The sequence below is a fragment of the Lentilactobacillus sp. SPB1-3 genome (genome assembly GCF_026913205.2).
Taxonomy (GTDB): domain Bacteria; phylum Bacillota; class Bacilli; order Lactobacillales; family Lactobacillaceae; genus Lentilactobacillus; species Lentilactobacillus terminaliae.
On the sequence record NZ_CP168151.1, the window covers coordinates 42029 to 61313 of the forward strand.

17 protein-coding genes and 1 other annotated feature are annotated in these 19285 nt (G+C 38.1%); of the genes, 8 read left to right on the forward strand and 9 right to left on the reverse strand.

Annotated elements, in window-relative coordinates; all coding sequences use genetic code 11:
- The first annotated feature begins 103 nt into the window (after positions 1–103).
- Complete coding sequence (locus O0236_RS00195) at positions 104–1282, forward strand: vitamin B12 independent methionine synthase (RefSeq protein WP_268912168.1); 1179 nt, start codon at positions 104–106, stop codon at positions 1280–1282.
- 66 nt (positions 1283–1348) lie between these two features.
- Here the strand turns inward: O0236_RS00195 and O0236_RS00200 are convergent, their stop codons facing one another.
- A complete protein-coding gene (locus O0236_RS00200) occupies positions 1349–2560 on the reverse strand; it encodes a PLP-dependent aminotransferase family protein (protein ID WP_268912169.1) in 1212 nt (403 codons plus the stop codon).
- A 111-nt stretch (positions 2561–2671) separates the two neighbouring features.
- Between O0236_RS00200 and O0236_RS00205 the strand changes: the two genes are divergently transcribed.
- Both O0236_RS00205 and O0236_RS00210 read left to right on the forward strand, forming a co-directional pair.
- Positions 2672–3577, forward strand: a complete 906-nt coding sequence (locus O0236_RS00205) for a LysR family transcriptional regulator (protein WP_268912170.1) — start codon at positions 2672–2674, stop codon at positions 3575–3577.
- Positions 3578–3659: 82 nt separating this feature from the next.
- A complete protein-coding gene (locus tag O0236_RS00210; protein ID WP_268912171.1) occupies positions 3660–4085 on the forward strand; it encodes a MerR family transcriptional regulator in 426 nt (141 codons plus the stop codon).
- 39 nt (positions 4086–4124) lie between these two features.
- On the opposite strand, the gene O0236_RS00215 is transcribed toward O0236_RS00210, so the two are convergent.
- From O0236_RS00215 to O0236_RS00235, 5 genes are all read right to left on the reverse strand, one after another.
- Complete coding sequence (locus tag O0236_RS00215) at positions 4125–4949, reverse strand: transporter substrate-binding domain-containing protein (RefSeq protein ID WP_268912172.1); 825 nt, start codon at positions 4947–4949, stop codon at positions 4125–4127.
- A 20-nt stretch (positions 4950–4969) separates the two neighbouring features.
- Positions 4970–5713 carry an amino acid ABC transporter ATP-binding protein gene (locus O0236_RS00220; RefSeq protein ID WP_268912173.1) on the reverse strand — a complete coding sequence of 248 codons (744 nt, stop codon included), beginning with the start codon at positions 5711–5713 and terminating at the stop codon, positions 4970–4972.
- A 9-nt stretch (positions 5714–5722) separates the two neighbouring features.
- The gene (locus O0236_RS00225; RefSeq protein ID WP_268912174.1) at positions 5723–6421 is read right to left on the reverse strand and encodes an amino acid ABC transporter permease; all 699 of its coding nucleotides are present in this window, start codon (positions 6419–6421) and stop codon (positions 5723–5725) included.
- A 279-nt stretch (positions 6422–6700) separates the two neighbouring features.
- A complete protein-coding gene (locus O0236_RS00230) occupies positions 6701–7708 on the reverse strand; it encodes a ketopantoate reductase family protein (protein ID WP_268912175.1) in 1008 nt (335 codons plus the stop codon).
- A gap of 623 nt (positions 7709–8331) precedes the next feature.
- Entirely contained in the window at positions 8332–8904 is a 573-nt protein-coding gene (locus O0236_RS00235) for an HTH domain-containing protein (protein ID WP_268912176.1), read from the reverse strand.
- A 262-nt stretch (positions 8905–9166) separates the two neighbouring features.
- On the opposite strand from O0236_RS00235, the gene O0236_RS00240 reads away from it, so the two are divergent.
- The 3 genes from O0236_RS00240 to O0236_RS00250 all read left to right on the forward strand — a co-directional run bounded on the left by O0236_RS00240 (position 9167) and on the right by O0236_RS00250 (position 12297).
- Complete coding sequence (locus O0236_RS00240; RefSeq protein WP_268912177.1) at positions 9167–10597, forward strand: APC family permease; 1431 nt, start codon at positions 9167–9169, stop codon at positions 10595–10597.
- A 131-nt stretch (positions 10598–10728) separates the two neighbouring features.
- On the forward strand, positions 10729–11745 hold the full coding sequence (locus O0236_RS00245) for a zinc-binding alcohol dehydrogenase family protein (protein ID WP_268912178.1): 1017 nt from the start codon (positions 10729–10731) through the stop codon (positions 11743–11745).
- Between the two features lie 69 nt (positions 11746–11814).
- A complete protein-coding gene (locus tag O0236_RS00250; RefSeq protein ID WP_268912179.1) occupies positions 11815–12297 on the forward strand; it encodes a nucleoside 2-deoxyribosyltransferase in 483 nt (160 codons plus the stop codon).
- Between the two features lie 210 nt (positions 12298–12507).
- Here O0236_RS00250 and brnQ read toward each other — a convergent pair whose 3' ends face one another.
- From brnQ to aroF, 3 genes are all read right to left on the reverse strand, one after another.
- The gene (brnQ, locus tag O0236_RS00255; protein ID WP_268912180.1) at positions 12508–13899 is read right to left on the reverse strand and encodes a branched-chain amino acid transport system II carrier protein; all 1392 of its coding nucleotides are present in this window, start codon (positions 13897–13899) and stop codon (positions 12508–12510) included.
- Between the two features lie 139 nt (positions 13900–14038).
- Positions 14039–14290 (reverse strand) — a binding site (T-box leader).
- Positions 14291–14353: 63 nt separating this feature from the next.
- The gene (gene aroB / locus O0236_RS00260) at positions 14354–15418 is read right to left on the reverse strand and encodes a 3-dehydroquinate synthase (protein WP_268912181.1); all 1065 of its coding nucleotides are present in this window, start codon (positions 15416–15418) and stop codon (positions 14354–14356) included.
- Entirely contained in the window at positions 15418–16425 is a 1008-nt protein-coding gene (gene aroF / locus O0236_RS00265; protein WP_268912182.1) for a 3-deoxy-7-phosphoheptulonate synthase, read from the reverse strand. The genes aroB and aroF overlap by 1 nt, the downstream gene beginning before the upstream one ends.
- 755 nt (positions 16426–17180) lie before the next feature.
- Between aroF and O0236_RS00270 the strand changes: the two genes are divergently transcribed.
- Both O0236_RS00270 and O0236_RS00275 read left to right on the forward strand, forming a co-directional pair.
- Positions 17181–18656, forward strand: coding sequence for an anthranilate synthase component I family protein (locus O0236_RS00270; RefSeq protein ID WP_268912183.1), 1476 nt, complete (start codon positions 17181–17183; stop codon positions 18654–18656).
- The gene (locus O0236_RS00275) at positions 18640–19236 is read left to right on the forward strand and encodes an anthranilate synthase component II (protein WP_268912184.1); all 597 of its coding nucleotides are present in this window, start codon (positions 18640–18642) and stop codon (positions 19234–19236) included. Before O0236_RS00270 ends, O0236_RS00275 begins: the two co-directional genes overlap by 17 nt.
- Positions 19237–19285 lie beyond the last annotated feature (49 nt).

Consider the following 19285-nt stretch of genomic DNA (forward strand, 5'->3'; position numbering starts at 1 on the left):
ATTAGGGTGGTAACACGAAGCATTCGTCCCTTAAACGTCAAAGTACGTTTAAGGAGCGAGTGCTTTTTTGTTAGTAAATTATTAAATAATGGAGGAATCTCATATGACAGAAATCAGTACTCAAGTTAAGTTTCCAAATCGCTACGATTTAGTTGGCAGTCTACTTAGATCAGATACTTTAAAACAAGCGACTGAACAATTTAGGAATCAGGAAATTTCCAAAAGTGAATTCACAGATATTAAACACGAAGAGATTCGCCGAATTGTAAAAAAACAAATCGAATTAGGATTTAAAGACGTAACAGATGGCGAATACAATCGCAGTTGGTGGCATTTAGATTTTTTATGGGGATTACAGGGGGTTGGTCATTATGATTATCACAAAAGCTACAAATTCCACGGATCAAAAACTAGAACCGACAACGCAGAACTCGTCGGCAAAATTGGCTTCAACCCAGAGCACCCCTTCTTCGACGACTTCCAATTCATCCAAGAAGTCGTGGCTGAGGAAACTGCTGACAACAACACCGATTCTCAGTTCCAAGATGTGGATCACGCCGTTACTCCAAAACAAACCATCCCATCACCAACAATGATTTTCCGAGACAATCGCAGCGATAATTGGAACCAATTCTATGAAACTTGGGACGATTATCTAGACGATTTAGCATCAGCTTATCATAAAACTATTCAACATTTTTATGACCTTGGTTGTCGTTATATTCAATTAGATGACACCACTTGGGCATTTCTGATCAGTAAACTCAATGAAACCAAAGATGATTCAGATGAGCATGCCAAATACATCAAATTAGCTGAAGACTCAGTAAAAGTCATCAACCAGTTATTAGCAGGACTACCAGACGATTTAACAGTCACCACTCACATCTGCCGAGGAAACTTCAAATCAACTTATCTCTTCTCAGGTGGATACGATGACGTGGCAAACTATCTGGGACAACTAAATTATGACGGACTATTTCTAGAATATGATAGCGACCGCGATGGTGATTTCTCACCTCTAAAGACTATCTGGAATAGTGATCAACACAAACGAATCGTCTTAGGATTAATTACTTCAAAATATCCAGAATTAGAAGATCGTTCAGCAATCATAAATCGAATTAAAGAAGCCACAAATTACGTCCCATTACAAAACCTAGCTTTATCCACTCAATGTGGATTTGCCTCAACTGAAGAAGGTAATAAACTTACTGAAGCTCAACAATGGGCCAAATTACAATTAGTTAAAGACATCGCAGAAGAAGTTTGGGGAAAATAATTATCTTTAAATCAAAAGCAAGCTGGAGCATTTATATGCACAGCTTGCTTTTTTGATTGCTAATTTTTATTTAACTGCTACATTATTCATTGCCTTATCTAAGACTTCACCCAGGCGATGCATACCGTCATTGATTTCATCAGGCGTTAACCCTGTAAAGTTTAGGCGCATCCCATTTGTATGGTCTTTAAAGGCATAAAAGTTCTTGGATGGTACATATGCAATATGCGCATCTGGTGTTGCTGACTGATAAAGCAAATCAGTTGTGTTAATTTCATCCGGAACTGTCAGCCAAGTAAAGAATCCACCATCAGGACAAGTTGCTTTAACACCCTCAGGCATTTCTCTTTGTAATGCGTCAAACATTACTTGACGCTTCAGTGAATATACCTGAATTAGTTGTTTAATATGTTCATCTAAGTCATTTTTTTCAAGATATTGATTAACTGCTGAGGCCGTAATATTAGGAACCTCTAAATCTGCAGCTTCCTTTAATTTGTATAAACGTTGAATAATTTGTTTGGAAGCAACCATCCATCCTAATCTCAAAGTTGGCATTAAAACTTTCGAAAAACTGGATAAGAATACTACCCGATCTTCTGTATCAAAGTGCTTGATTGCTGGGAGTGCCTCGCCAACATAACGCAGATCTCGATATGGCGTATCTTCTAAAATAATAAAATTGTACTGATTAGCCAATTCTACTAAGCGCTTCCGTTTGGCAATCGACATTGTCACACCACCAGGATTGTGGAAGTCAGCCACTGTATATAACATTTTGATATTATTAGTTTTTAGAATTTCTTCTAGCTGATCAAGATTCATACCATCTGGTTCAAGGTCAACTTCGTGGTATGACGGTTCATACATGTCAAAAGACGATAATGCGCCTACGTAAGTTGGTGCTTCTACCACCAAACCATCACCCTTGTTCAACAACAATTTTGCAATTAGATCAATTCCTTGCTGACCACCAGCTGTTAACATGATGTTTTCCGGCTTAGCATTCTCGATTTGCATTTTTTGTTGAGCACGAACGGCTAATTTTTCCCTTAATTCAATCGGACCAGACACAGTATGATATTGGAATGTATGAGCACCTTCTAAGTCCATTGCATCCAAATATGCCTGACGTATCGCTTCTTTAGGAAATAACTCTTCAGCAGGTGATCCAGCAGTGAACAAGATAGCATCATCAAAATTCATCTGAGGAAACAGTCCTTCTAATCTAGACGGATTATCAGGTTGAACTCGATTGGCAAACAACTCTTTTAACATAACTTCCACCCCGTTTGTGATGTTTTAAACTATGTTATACTTAACGCAAAGATTAGTAAAATTCAAAATATTCATTTTTAGTTGAAAACAATTCACGTAAGAGGGATCGATATGTTACCATTTGCCTACATAGTATTTAGCACTGTAATTACTGAAGGAACTTTTTACAAAGCTTCCTTAAAATTAAACGTCACGCCATCCGCAGTCAGTCATTCAATTAATCAGTTGGAAACCGAACTGGGCTTTCCCGTATTTAATCGTTCGCGAACTGGAGTTGAATTGACCGAGAATGGCAAAACGATCCTACCGATTATTCAAGACATTCTAAATAGTCAAAAACGGCTTGAACAAGAAGCAGACAATATTAATGGATTAAATTCTGGTTCCATCCGCATCGGCGCCTTTTCATCAGTCTGCATTAATTGGTTACCACCTATTATTCAAGAATTTAAGCGAAATTATCCTAAAATCGATATTTCCGTTTACCAAAGCGGTTTTGATCAAATTGTTCAAGAAGTTAAAAACGGTACTCTAGACATTGGTTTCACAGCCTTACCAATTTCAGAAAATTTAATTGTCGATAACCTAATCAAAGACGAGATATATTGTATCGCTCCTGAGGGATTTGTACCCAGTAATCATCACACCGTGACGAAAACCGATATGCAAGATCGCACATTTATTTTACAACCAGGTGATTATGATTTGGATACGAAAGCCACTCTTGACCATTATGATATTCAACCTAATTCGATTCAGTTTTCAATTGACGATCAGTCAATAATTGCAATGGTAGAGGCAGGACTTGGTTGGGGAATTCTTCCTGAATTAGCGCTCGAAAAGATTAGTGGTAATGTTGCAGTCTATCCGTTTGATAAACACTTCTACCGTTCAATAGGAATGGTAACAACACAAACTCAGGCCAAGACACCTTCAACTCAACGGATGCTAAAGATCATAAATGATTTCATAAATACTAAATATCCAGACGGTTTACTCCAGACAGAAAACGATTAATACAAAGGTACATTTGACATTGGCTTTGTACTCCTTGGAATATTTAGTTATAATGTCTTTCGTAGTACTTTGGGAGGCTAACATGAATAATTTCGTTGAAAGACTTAAAAGTTTACACATTTCAATTGGTATTGGCGAAACCAGTAGAATTACTGGAGCCACAACCACTCAAATTCGTTATTGGGAAAAGAAGGGCCTTATTAGCTCAGTCCGTCGCGCTGACGGCACCAACAAAAGATATACACTAAAGAGTATCGTTTCAATTGTCTTCATCAAAACACAGCTGGATGAGGGATACACGTTAGCCAAAGCTGCTGATGAAGTTAAACAGTATTTAAAAAATTCAGATGCTCTTGAATTACTCCTTAGCTCACGACTAGAGACGATCACTGCCGAAGGTGAGACAGCAGTTTTCGATTTTGGACCAATCGATAATATGCCTAATAGTAAAATACTTGCCAAAGTCTCGAATAAAGATGTCAAATTATCTGTAGAAGAATACAAATAAAAAAACGCAAACCACTATGATGTGGTTTGCGTTTTTTTATTAATTATTTTGAGTGGTAACATCTTTACCAAAGTATTTCTTAGAAATTTTGGCTAGTTGACCATCTTTTCGTAACTCTTTAATAGCGTTACTGATCTTAGTCTTTAACTTGGTATCATCCTTGTTTAACATTGGTGAAACCTCAGCGAATGGTTCTTCAGAAGCTGGAATTGCTCTAGCTTTCAATCCCTTAGTGGATTGTTCTTTAGCATATGAATTCCATGCATCCAACGCATTAACAGTACCTTGAACCCGTCCTTGACGAATCATTGAGAGACTGTTAACAAACTGATCTGATGGCACAGCAACTGCCCCATACTTTTTGGCAACGTCTTCGTTGTTGGTTCCCGTTCCTTCAGCAAACTTCTTACCCTTGATATCTTTAAGGGTCTTGATATTGTTATTGCCTGACTTAGTAACTAAAACATATTGAGTGAAGATATATGGGCTAGCAAATGCATAACTCTTCTTACGTTCGTTAGTAACAGTGACATTATTCAACACAACATCGAATTTTTGACTACCAAGACCAGCAATCAAGCTATCCCACTTAGTAGGGACAAAGTTAGCTTTTACATCTAACTTCTTGGCGATGGCCTTTCCTAGATCAACTTCGAATCCAGTCAACTTACCATCTTTTCTATATGAATATGGAGCATAAGTTCCTTCCAAACCAATGGTTAACTTACCGCTTTGAGTTAATTCAGATTTGTAAGAAGAACCGCTATTACTGCTTTTGTTAGATCCGCAAGCGGTTAACGTTCCTGCTACGATTAGGGTGGCAACAACTAATAGTAATTTAGTAATAATTCCCTTTTGCTTCATTAATCTTTCCTCCAAAAATATTAGATATTAGTAAATGTCATAGCGTTCACAAAATTCTTAATTCGGTCACTGTCAGAATCAAAGAACCCTTCAACATTTCCGTCATACAAAATTGTACCATTTTCAACGAAGATAATCTTATCTGCGACCTTTCTTGCGAAGGCCAAGTTATGTGTCACAATGATCATTGACTGATTCATGGCAGCAATTTGCATCAAGGCTTTTAAAACTTCAAGTTCTAATTCTGGATCCAAAGCACTCGTTGGCTCATCTAAGAATATATACTCAGGGTGCATTGCCATTGACCTAACAATAGCCACTCGCTGCGCTTGACCACCTGATAGTTGTGCTGGGTAAGCTTCAGCCTTGTCTTTTAATCCAACTTTATCTAAAAGATCCAAGGCTTCTGTTTTGGCATCACTCTTAGAAACTTTAAGCACCTGAGTAGGTCCTTCCATGATGTTCTTCACAACTGTTAAATGAGGGAAAAGATTATATCCCTGGAACACCATTTCAGTTCGTTTTCTGATATCTAAAATCGTTTTATTAGTTAATGGCTTACTAAAATCAATCAGTTCACCCTCAAAGTCATACAACCCTGATTCGGGACGTTCCAAAAAATTTAAGGATCGTAATAGCGTTGACTTACCTGAACCAGAAGGCCCAACGATGACAGTAGTTTTGTTCTCTGGAAACTCCGTACTGATATCTTTTAATACATGGGTACCATCAAACGTCTTGTTTAAATTAGTGATTTTTAGCATAATACCCTCCTATCTTGCAGGTGTGATATATTTTGATGTTGATTTTTCCAAGTATCCTTGGATGGTGGTAAGGACAGTACAAAATATGGCATAGAACAACGCTACCAAACTATACATTAGTAATGGTTGGTAATTTTCTGCGGTAATTTGTTGACTAACTTCAAACATTTCCACGATTGTGATTGAAGCAGCCAATGACGTGTCTTTAACTAAGCCAATAAAGCTGTTTGCCAACGGTGGCAATGAAACTCTTAATGCTTGGGGCAAAATTATCCGTCTGAGAATTTGTGTTCTTGTCATTCCGATTGAGTAAGCTGCTTCCCACTGTCCAGTTGGAATTGATAAAATAGCTGCTCGAATAGTTTCGGAGCAATATGCTCCCGTATTCAAAGAGAATGTAATAATTCCGGCTGTCCATGGACTCAGTTTGATTCCTTCAGGTAAAATTCCCTTGATCCTTAAATAAGGAAGACCAAAGTAAACGATAAACAACTGTACCAGTAGCGGTGTACTTCGAAATAACCATACATAAAATCTAAAGATTGCCTTGACGATAAGAAATAGTCCTTTACTAGTTGATAAACGAACTAAAGCCGTCAACAGGGCCAATGCTAACCCAATGATAAAAGAAATAATTGCAATTGGAATAGTGTACTTAAAACCCGCACTTAATAATTGCGGTGTTGAATTAACGATTATTTGCCACATTTTTTTCGCTCCCATCATTTACAAACCAAAAAGTCCGCCCCCGCGCATTCTGTGCGCTGGAACGGACTAACCCGTCTTACCAGCAAGATTAGATCTTAAATATCAATTGTCAAACCCTTGAACAATCGAAGCTGACACAACGTTTTGAGTCGCCAAGTTAATGTCAAAAGCGTACAACATATGCAGAAAAGTGTCAACTGTACACAATCTAATTAGTATGAACTGGTTATGATAAATATTAACGGACTTTTTTATGATTTATACCTATTATATATAAATTTAAATCACAGCTCCAGATGCTACCGAATTATCAGCGGCATCATCCATGTGATGATGATACTTCCGCATCATTTCTGCCATGTGAACTTCATGAACAACAAACTCATGGGTTCGACAAACATAGTCGTAATCACGACCAATTTTTGCAATATAACCATTAATGTAATCGACTTCTGTTGGTCGTCCTTTAGAGAAATCTTGATACATTGATGGATAATGATACTTGTATTCCTTACTTACAGTTATCACAGAGTCAACCTGTTCTTGACGCGTTGCAATCAGGTAAATACCTGCTCTTTCGCAAGCGTCATATGCCTCATTGAATAGCTGAGTAGCCATTTCCCTAACCCCATCATATTCAATGAATTGACCCATTTGCATTTCAAACATGGTACATAGGGTATTTGTGACAGCATTAAAGACCACCTTTGACATACACATACCCATGTAATCTTCAACGAAGATAGGATTCAACTTAGCTTGCGTAAAATCGTCCATCATTGCTTGTGTGATTTCATCTGGATCTTCATTGGTGTAACGAGCAACATGCATCTCCTCTGTGCCCTCTTCTCCCATAAAGTCTACATTTGCTGGTCCATCTAATCTAGTAGCAATCATGGCCGTGCCGCAAATGATATGACCAGCTGGAAAATACTCAGCTATTTTTTCAAAATGCCCCATTCCGTTCATCGCTGAAAAAACGTACTGGTCTTGATGAAAAATACCTGCTTGATTATCACGATTAAGCTCTTCACCTAATTGCATTTGCTTCTTAAAAACGATCCATATATCTGGATGACCCGCGTACTCTTCAGGATAATAAATATTAATGGGAATAATTTGTCGATTTTCATGATCTCTAGCAACTGAGACGCCACCTTGTTCACGAACTTTCTCCACGTTAGGTTCCCAGGTGTCAATAAAATCCACTTCAACTCCAGCATTCTCCTGCAACATAACTCCGTATCGATAACCCATTGCTCCTGCACCAATAATTCCATATTTCATAATCAATTCACTCCCTAATTATTTAAATTTAATTCAAAAAAGCGCCCCTTGGCTTTTACACCAAGGGACGCTTGAACGTGATACCACCCAATTTTTAACTACTATCACTAGCAGCTACTCATTACGTATTGCACTCGAGTTTGCAATACGCTGCACGATATTGGGTGCAACCAGTTTCACCTCGTAAAGTGAACTATCTTTTGCTCGATCTTTCCTTAATCAGTCTTAATGCCCTTTCACCAAACAGACACTCTCTTAGTAAAGCTGATTAATTAATCCATCTCACAAATAACTTTTCGAATTAAATTGTTGCAAGAAGTATAAATCGCGATAATGAGTAATGTCAACACTAATTTAAAAATAAGTTAGAATTTAATTATAAAAACTATGTAATTTCCTTTTGCTTGTTGATTAAGCGCATAATCGTTTTTCTAATTTTGAATCCATAAAAACCATAACGTTTCCGAATCGGTTACCAGTTTCCGGTTATCGAACAGTTACCATACAACAACACAAGGTGCTTTTAAGTCATCCGTTACCGCTACTTTAATTAGTCTTTGAAGCACAAAAACATCCTAAGGATAATTATCCTTAGGACGTTTTATAAACTAAAATTTTAAAAATTAATCTTTCTTCCAGACTTGCCACCAGTGACGCTTATCATCATCAGTCATGTTTGAATTATTTTCATTAGCATTGGCAGATTCCTGATCCGATGAATCATCAGTAGCACTTGTTTCTATGGCCTTAGTTTGTTCTGCTGTTCTAGTTTCTAACTGCTTTAACTTCTTTTGAACATCCAATTGAAGACGTTGGGATTGATCCAATAATTGATGAAGCTCTGCAATTTGTTTATCTTTAGCTTTTAACTGCTTAACCTGTTCATCAAGTTGTTCAGATAATAATTGGAATTCTTCGGGATTGGCAGCAGGTACGTTACTACCTGTATCTCCTTGTGTAGAAGACTCATCCGTAGTTTTTTTATTATTATCGTCAGTATCACTTTTTGAATCGTTATCAACTGCTTTTGAGTTAGCGAATTGTTGTTTTAATTCGTCTACCCCTTCATCAGTGATAAGAATCTTGTTACCGTCTTTTTCTGTATATGTATCTCTGAAACTATCGTCCATATGCTTGCGAATCGCTGTTTTGGAAACATTCAATTGATCCGCAATTTCCTTTATGGTTAAACTCATTATCTTCGCCTCACAACTTCTTTTTAAGTTTGCAGTTTTCATTATATTGGTTTCAACATGATTGAGCAAATGAATTTGATTAGAAAACGATTAGAAAATCATTGACAGTCGAATTCGAATTACGTTAAAATAGTGCGATAATATTTATGTGTTGATTCTTATAATTATTCCAATCATTAATAGTAACTGGATTTTTCTACTAACTACTTGGAAATATTTTAATTACCACAAATTTCTAATTATTTTGAAATGGAGTGTTTATATGAGCAAAATTACTGAACGAATGTTTCGTAAGGAAGACCCTAACGTCTATCAAGATAAAGACTCTCATCTAATTCGAAGTCTGACAACCAAGGATTTCTTAGCACTTGGAGTAGGAACCATCGTTTCCACTTCTATTTTCACATTACCTGGAGTGGTTGCAGCTGAACATTCTGGTCCAGCTGTTGCTCTTTCCTTTATTGCTGCTGGTATCGTTGCCGCCCTGGTTGCATTCGCATATGCCGAAATGTCAGCCGCTATGCCTTTTGCTGGTTCTGCTTATTCTTGGATTCACGTGGTTTTCGGTGAGTTCTGGGGTTGGATTGCTGGATGGGCGTTGCTTGCCGAGTACTTTATAGCCGTTGCCTTTGTGGCATCCGGATTGTCCGCAAACTTTCAAGGCTTAATTGGAACGGTCGGAATAAAGTTTCCTGCTTCATTATCAGCCGCTTCAACTGGTTCCAATGGTGGCCTAATTGATATTACTGCGGTAATTGCAATCTTAATCATTGCAGTCCTATTGTCTCGTGGGGCATCATCAACTGCCCGAGTTGAAAACACTTTGGTAGTATTAAAAGTCTTAGCAATTATTGTATTCATTATTGTTGGTTTAACCGCAATCCATGTTCAGAACTATGTCCCATTTATTCCTCACTACCGTGTGAACCCTGATGGATCTGCCTTCGGTGGTTGGCAAGGAATCTACGCTGGGGTCTCCGAAATTTTCCTAGCCTATATTGGTTTTGATTCTATTGCTGCAAACTCTGCGGAGGCAAAAGATCCTCAAAAAACTATGCCTCGCGGAATTTTAGGTTCGTTATTAATTGCAGTTGTCCTATTCGTTACAGTTTCTTTAGTACTAGTTGGTATGTTTAGCTACACAAAATATGCTAACAATGCAGAACCTGTTGGTTGGGCACTTCGTGAAAGTGGTCATGGTACTGTGGCTGCTATCGTTCAAGCAATCGCGGTTATTGGTATGTTTACCGCATTGATTGGTATGATGCTTGCCGGATCACGATTGATTTATTCATTTGGACGAGACGGATTACTTCCAAAATGGTTAGGTAAATTACATAAAAACTTACCTAATCGTGCTTTAATCGTTCTAACGATTATTGGTGTTCTACTCGGATCAGTTTTTCCATTCGCATTCCTAGCTCAATTGATTTCAGCCGGAACTCTAATTGCCTTTATGTTCGTTTCTTTAGGGGTATACGCTTTGCGTCCCCGAGAAGGCAAAGATATTCCAATGCCGAGTTTTAAAATGCCACTTTATCCGGTACTTCCTGCCTTAGGTTTCTTAGGATCTCTAGCTGTCTTTTGGGGATTAGACATCCAAGCTAAAACGTATGCCTTTGGCTGGTTCGTACTTGGAAGTATCATTTACTTCTTTTATGGAATCAGACATTCTAATTCAGGCAGAGAATAGTTCCACCCTACTTATAAAAACGGTAAACAAGTCATCAAAACTTGTTTACCGTTTTTTTGTAAACCGCAATATATTTACCATATCAGATTTTAGGTTACAATGAGTTTGAAAAACAATGGAGGGATAGTTTAATGAAAGCAATCGGTTATGATCAACACTTACCAATTGAAGATCCACATAGTTTATTTGATTTTGAATTACCAACACCAACTCCTAGCGGCCACGATTTATTGATTCAGGTTAACGCGGTTTCTGTTAATCCAGTTGATATCGCAGTTAGAAAAAATGATGAGCCGTTATCTTCTCCAAAGGTTATTGGATGGGACGCGGTCGGTACAGTGACAGCGATTGGCGACAAAGTAACATTATTCAACGAGGGTGACCGAGTATTTTACGCTGGCTCATTCATCCGTCCTGGTAGTGACAGTGAATATCAATTAGTTGACGAGCGCATCGTTGGCACGGCTCCAGCAAAGCTAGATGACGCCCATGCAGCTGCTATGCCTCTAACTTCTTTAACAGCTTGGGAAGCTTTGTTTGAACAATTGGGAATCGATTCTGAGCACCAAGAAAAAAATAAAGGTAAAGTATTACTCATCAATAATGGAGCTGGTGGCGTCGGTTCAATTGCGACTCAACTTGCTCACTTAGCTGGACTAACTGTCATTGCTTCAGCCTCTAGAACAGAAACTAAAGACTGGGTAATTCAACACGGAGCTGACAAGACAGTTGATCACCATAATAATTTTGTCACTGAAGTTCACAATTTAGGGATTGATTTTGTAGATTACATTCTTGATTTAAAAGGACTTGATCAACACTGGTCTGAATTCGCAGAATTAATTGCTCCAAATGGCAAAATTGCATCGATAACTGGTAGCAAGGAACCTTTGGACCTCAATATTTTAAAGGAAAAACGAGTAACATTTGCTTGGGAATGGATGTACACCAAATCAAAGTATCAGACTTCTGACATGATCACTCAACATGAAATTCTAGATAAAGTATCCCAAATGTTAGACACTGGCGTTTTAAAAAGCACACTCACAAAACAACTGTCGCCAATTAATGCCGAGAACTTGCGTGAAGCCCATCGTCTAGTTGAATCCAACCGTATGATTGGCAAAGTTGCTATCACAAATCTTTAAAAAACTATTGGGAAAGTCGTTTAGGGTTGTTACAATAAAAGAATATTAACTAAGCGAGGGAGTCCGACTATGGCAAAATATCAAAATAAAGTATACTTAGCATCACCTTTCTTTTCAGAAGGTCAAAAAAACCGAATTAATGAAGTTGTTGAACTTTTAAAACAAAATCCAACAATCGATACGGACGGTATTTTTATTCCAGAAGAACATCAATTTGAGGCAGAACCTTTTGGATCATTTAAGTGGCAAGATGCCGTATTTGCATCAGATATGCGCCAAGTACACAAAGCAGATGTTGTTGTGGCAATCTTAGACTACCAAAATGAAGAGGGTAACCCAGAACCAGATTCAGGCACTATCTTTGAAATTGGAGCAGCCTTTGAAAATAACACCCCCGTTATTATGGTTCAATTTGAAACAGCTCATAAACTTAACTTAATGTTGTCTCGTAGCTACACTGCATTCTTTAATGGCCACGAAGATATCCAAAACCTAAAATCATATGACTTCAATGATTTAGAACAAAGATACACTACCATGGAAGTATTCTAATAACTTATAAAAAAGGCCGAGTTCACTTTTAAAAGTGGATTCGGCTTTTTTGTGTTCTATTTTTTGAAAACGAACATTTTCATTTTCATAATTCCATGAAAACTAATAGTCTCGTTTTCATTAACTTTAAAATTAACACTGGCAGACTGAAAAACAATTAACATGTGGATAACTCACTAGCTAATCGCAAATTTCAAGTTATCCACAACCCTAATCATTTTTAGATTCTGGAACAATTAATTCTGAGCCACGGCTCTTGAGTGAATTGGCACCATAATGAACCAAACCAAATATTATTCCGATCGTCGCAGGCAGAAGCCATCCCATTCCCACGCTTGAGCCGGGTAAGAAATTATCTATCTGCAAAACAAACTTGGCAAAAGCGGAACCTGAGATAATGTCTGGTGCAGCCTTAATCGCGTCTAAAAGTGCTGGAATAATCGTGAACACGGTCGTCCAAATGTACACCCGGCTATCTCGTTTGAATAATGGAGACGCTATCGACAAAATAATCAAAGTAATTGCCAAAGGGTATAGGAACATCAACATTGGCATTGACCACGCAATAATGGTGTCTAAGCCAACGTTTGCGAACGCAAATGAAAAACCAATCGCAATCATATTAAACGTCCTATAAGAGACCTTAGGAAACTTTTTATGCAAAGCATCGGAAAATGATACTGCCAAACCTACCGCCGTCGTTAAACACGTTAGAGTGGTCATAATTGCCAACAAAATTTGCCCTGCCAAACCTAAGTAATGAGCAGCTATTTGGTTAAATGCGATTCCTCCATCGATACTTATTTTGTACATCGATACGCTGGTTGAACCTAACCAAATTAGTCCCAGATAAATAACTGCTTCAAGACCAATCCCGATGACGCCAGATTTCAATGTGGCCAGCGAAACTTCTTTAGGTTTATTGATTCCTAATCCTTTAACAGCCGCGACTACTGTAATCCCAAAGAGTAATCCGGCAATACAATCCATCGTGTTATATCCCTGAATGAAGCCATTCAAAAATGATCCATGAGTATAACCTGGAGCAGAAATAACTACATTTGTCCCTTGAATAGGTCTGGAAAAAGCAAAACCAAAAATAATTGCGAGTAAAATTAAAAATATTGGATTCAAAAACTTGCCAATCGTATTCATGATATTACTGGGTTTTCTAGATGCCCAATACGTAATGCCAAAGAAAATCAATGAATAAACTAGCAACCAAAGCTGTTGGTTGGATTCACTTATGTGACTTGCGAAACCCATTTGAAAAGGTACAGTTGCCGTTCTCGGCATGGCAAACAAAGGCCCTAACGTTGCACAAACTAGTAACATAAACGCGGTTGCGTAGCGTTTACTGATTGGCTTAGCCAAATCATATATGCCTGAACTTTGCGTCACACTGATCGCAATAATCGCTAATAATGGCATGATTGTTCCTGTCAATAAAAAGCCAATGCCAGCCGCTAACCAATGCGACCCAGCGAGTTGACCTAGATGAATTGGAAAGATTAAATTACCAGCACCAAAAAACATCCCAAATAGCAAAGATCCAATAATAATATAATTTTTAAACCCTAATTTTTTCGTTTGCTCATTCATGTTAACCACTCCTTTTTAAACCACCAGTTACCACCCAATTGGCGAATATTGACTCGACTAAGACCACCCGCAGAATTAAATTTCATTTTTCATACCCCTCTCAATTTTTTGCATAAAAAAATCCCTTGGAATTAATATTCCAAGGGGCGAACTAGTCTATATTCGCGGTACCACCCAAATTATAACGACTTCACAGTCATTATCTCTCCATGTACGGCGACGTATCGCGATACACTGGCGCTTTAATGGGCGCACCCAGCAAACACTAAATTTCCCTCGCATTTGCAGCTCAGAAACTACTTTCGTCATTCACTTTCAGTAACTCAATTTCACCTAAAATGAGTCTCTCTGCTCTAAACATGAATACTACTTTTTTCTTCATAGCCATTAGTCATCATTTAATATCTCTAAATAATATGCATAAGCAGCGCATTTGTCAAATCAATTAAATAAACTACAAGTTCAGAAAATCCGCAACTTCACTAGTTTTAACTGACATGATAGCTGGACTCCCTACTTCTTTGAGATAAACCAAGTTTAAATGACCATCATGGCTCTTTTTATCGTTCTTAACTTTCGATAATATCTGTTCAGTATCTATTTTTGGCAAGTCGATAGGTAATCCAACTGCTACTAAACGGTCCTTCAGTTGGTCAGTAACTTCTTGCGGGGTTAATCCATGATCTGTAAACACTTGACTAATTGCTACCATCCCAATTGCCACAGCTTCACCATGACGCAGGTTACCATCACTTAGTGCCTCAACGGCATGCCCAATTGTGTGACCAAAATTAAGTAACTGACGTAAACCGCCTTCTTTTTCATCGGCCTCCACCACTTCTGCCTTATATTTGATTGCCAACTCACTAATTTGCTCGGCATGTTCAAAAATATCAGCTGGTGAATTAATAGTTCTAATTAATTGCCATAAACTATGATCTGTTAATCCGGCAACTTTAACCACCTCACCATATCCTTCAACTAAATCTCGCTCCTTAAGTGTCCGCAATGTCTGTGGATCGACAATCACTAAATCAGGTTGTAAGAATGAACCCAAAATATTTTTTGTGGTCCCTAAATCCACCGCTGTTTTACCACCAACCGAACTGTCTACTTGAGCCAATAGGGAGGTTGGTATCTGAATAAGGTCTATCCCTCGCATATAAGTTGCGGCAAGAAAGCCAGCTAAATCACCAGTAACACCGCCACCTAATGCAATTACACCATCATCTCTATTAAATCCATCAACAGTCATCTGAGTAGCAAGTTTGCCCAAAACTGCGAGTGATTTAGATTCCTCCCCAGCTTCGAATTGGTAACTAAACACCTTAAAACCAGCTTGCCCTAAAGAATCAGCCACTTGCTGTTGATATAATGGCGCAACATTATCATCACTGATTAGAGCTACTTTTCTAGTCGACCAAACTGAAGTAACTAATTCACCAGTACTTTTTAATAGGCCCTGGCCAATTTTAACTTGGTAAGGATGATCTGTGATATGAACGTCTAAAATTTCCATTACGCATCCACCACTTTCACTGCTGGATTTATTAGATTACGAATTGCAAAGGCTTTGTCCGCCATTGCTTGGTACTCATCCGGTTTCAATGCTTGCGCACCATCTGAAAAAGCATGAGCCGGATCATCATGAATTTCAACTACTAATCCGCTAGCCCCAATGGCTACTCCTGCCAATGCTTCGCGAGTAACAAACTCCGTATGACCAGCGGCATGACTAGGATCAACGATTACTGGGTAATGTGATAATTTTTGTAAAACTGGTACTGAACCAACGTCTAAAGTATTTCTCGTGTATTTATTATCAAAAGTTCTAATGCCCCGTTCTGCGATCATTATTTGGGTGTTGCCACTGGCAGCAATGTATTCTGCGGCGTTCAAAATATCATCGATTGTGGCAGACATGCCTCGTTTCAACATAACCGAAGTATTTGTTTTACCAACAGCCTTAAGTAACGAGAAGTTTTGCATGTTACGAGCACCAATTTGGAAAATGTCAGTGTATTTACCAACCATCTCAACGTGATCTTCATCCATCACTTCGGTTAATACGTCCATATCGAATTCATCAGCGGCTTGCCGAAGAAACTTTAATCCATCCTCGCCTAATCCTTGAAATGAGTATGGTGATGTTCGGGGTTTGAAAGCTCCTCCTCTAAGAATCGTTGCACCACCAGCCTTAGCAACGGCAGCCATTTTTCTAACATGAGCTAACGACTCAACGGAACAAGGTCCGGCCATCATGGTGAAATTATCTCCTCCAATCAAACTATGAGCAGTTTGAATAACTGTATCTTCTGGATGAAATTCTCGGCTTCCCTGGACAGCAGTTGGGTGATTCTCAATAATTCTTTCAGCTGCTTGTAATTCCTGTTGGTTTAATCCATCTCGATCAATTCCTTGAATCGCAACTCGATTTCCATGAGTAAATACTGATACTTTACCTGAAAGGCGATCCTCAATTTCTTGAATAGTAGCTTCCTGTCCTGGTTTCATAATAATAATCATAATGTAATCTCCCTCATCTCTAAATTTTGTTAAATAAAAACCCCGCAGTATCTAGATCCACTGCGGGGCGAAATTTTGGGAAAATAAAAAGGTCCCACAGTGGTTTTAAATACTGTGTGACCAAAAATTATGCTCAACAAATCTTGGCCGCACAAGTTGTAGACAGTGTCCGCAACTTGTACGTCGTAGACACTAGCGTGACCAAAAATAATAGGCTTGTGCAATTGTTAGTGATTTGTTTTGCATAATTAGAATCTCCTGTTTAAGTTTTAATTTAATTGTTATGAAGTTTAATATTAGTACCTTTGATTGTCAAGGACTAAAGTATTTTTTTCTAATTATACATTGACATTTTCTCATAATAATCATATCTTGATTTCAATATAAATTTACCGCCCATTAAACCGTAGAAGTGGAGATCAAGGTTAGGATGCCCGCACAGAGAGTTACAGAAGCTGAAAAGTAACCGGACACAGCTAGCTAAATGGACCACCGAGGGTTTCTCTGAACAAAGTACGAGGAAACGTAACGACATACGTCAGTTGTCAGAGGTATGTTTGTACCTCACAAAGGGCAGCGTTATTTGACTTGAATAATGAAGTTAATCGCGCTGAATTAAGGTGGCACCGCGGAATCTCCGTCCTTAACATTTTTTGTTGGGCGGTTTTTTTAGATAGGAGGCACTTGTATGAAGACCAAACGATGGCAGTCCTCGTTAAATTATCGAATAACCACATTTAACGGAGGAAAAAATTATGAACATTGAACAATTATTACCCTTAAAAAATGATTTCGCCCTATTACCTATCTCGATAAACTTTAAATCAACGTCATTTGATCCCTTAGCGATCCTGCATGAATTTGAAAACAGCGCTAAGCCATCTTTTGTGATGACCTGCAAACCAAAACAAAGTGAGGATGGTTACACATTTATTTGTCTCAATCCAGAAGCCAGTTACACCTATAAAGATGGGCAATTAACCGTCGATCATTTCGTTGATGAACCACAAATCAAAAACGTTAATCTGCATCAATTTATCGACAAATTAATTAACCAACATCGAGCTCCCAAGATGGATGAATTACCACCATTTGTCGGCGGATTAGTCGGTTACTTTAGTTATGATTATGCGAAGTATGCAACTTCAGCAATCATTGAGCAAGTCGATAATCCTAATCAATTAGACGATGCTGATCTAATGTTAGTGAAAACTGTAGTCGGCTATAATCATGCCACCAATCAAGTAACTATCAGCAAACTGGTTGATGCGGGAAAGATTGATCAGCTTTTTGATAAAACAGTTACAGAGTTAACACAAATAAAACAACGAATAATTAGCTTAGATGATTCTAAACCTATTAATTCACCACGTCTCACACCGCTACAATATCAATTTTCATTACCAGAATTCTCGAAACGAGTGTTAAAGACTCAACAACACATTATCGATGGAGATATTTTTCAATTAATTCTTTCTAACCCCAAAAATGCTCAAATTTATGGTTCTCTCCTCGAAATGGCTGATCGTTTTTTTAAACAAAATCCTTCTCCCTACCATTTTTATTTTCATCATAATGATTTCGAATCGATGGGTGCTTCACCAGAAACATTAATTACTAAAAAGGGAAATCGTCTTTTTTCATATCCACTCGCCGGCACTCGCAAGCGTGGTAAAAATGTCGTTGAAGATAATTTTTTTGCTCACGAATTACAAACCAATGAAAAGGAATTATCAGAACATAACATGCTAATTGATTTGGGAAGGAACGATCTTGGTCGTATTAGTAAATTCGGATCAGTCAAAGTCGTAGCCGCTCGAAAATTATTAAAATTTGCCAATGTTATGCACTTAGGCTCAATTATTGAAAGTACGATTACTGATAAAACCACAACTATGGATATCGTTGACTCAGTCCTACCTGCTGGAACTTTATCAGGTGCACCGAAAGTTTCAGCTATGCAAATAATTGCCCAGCTTGAAGGTAATAAGCGTGGCATATATGGTGGTGGTATTGGCTATTTAGGATTTGATGGTGATTTAGATTTATGTATCGGAATTCGCTTAGTTTATCGAAAAAGAAACCAATTAGTCATCCATTCAGGAGCTGGCATCGTTGCGGACAGCATCGCAAAATACGAGTACCAAGAATTTAATAATAAAGCCAGTGGCGTTGTCAACTCACTTTATCCAATTTCAAAGGAGAAAACTGCCCATGAATTTTCTAATTGATAACTACGATAGTTTTTCATATAACCTGAGCCAATTAATTGGCAACCTAACCAATGGCAATATTACCGTTTTAAAGAATGATGACCCAAAAATTAATAATCTCAATAAATTAAATCCTGAACATATCATTCTGTCACCCGGACCAGGAAGACCTGAAAACGCTGGACAGTTAATGGATGTTCTTAATCACTTTATTGGCAAAGCCCCGATTCTGGGTGTTTGTTTGGGACATCAAGCGATTGCAGAAGCATATGGTGTTAATGTTGTTCATGCGAATAAATTAATGCATGGTAAGCCGTCTAACGTCACCCTTTTGCGCCATAATAAATTATTCGCTAATTGCCCCAGCACGTTCCCAGCGGCTCGTTATCACTCATTGGCCGTCGCTCATGGACCATTACCAACAAATTTAACCATTGATGCAGTCTCAGATGATCAAGAAATTATGGCTATTTCAGACGAACAACGAGCCGTTTATGGCGTGCAATTTCATCCTGAATCAATCATGACTGACCCATACGTCGCCAATCAAATCATTATGAACTTTTTAGCGATAAATACTGAGTCAGTTCATGCTTAATAGCGAAATCCCGTAGAATATACTAAAATGATGGTAACTAATATTCGAA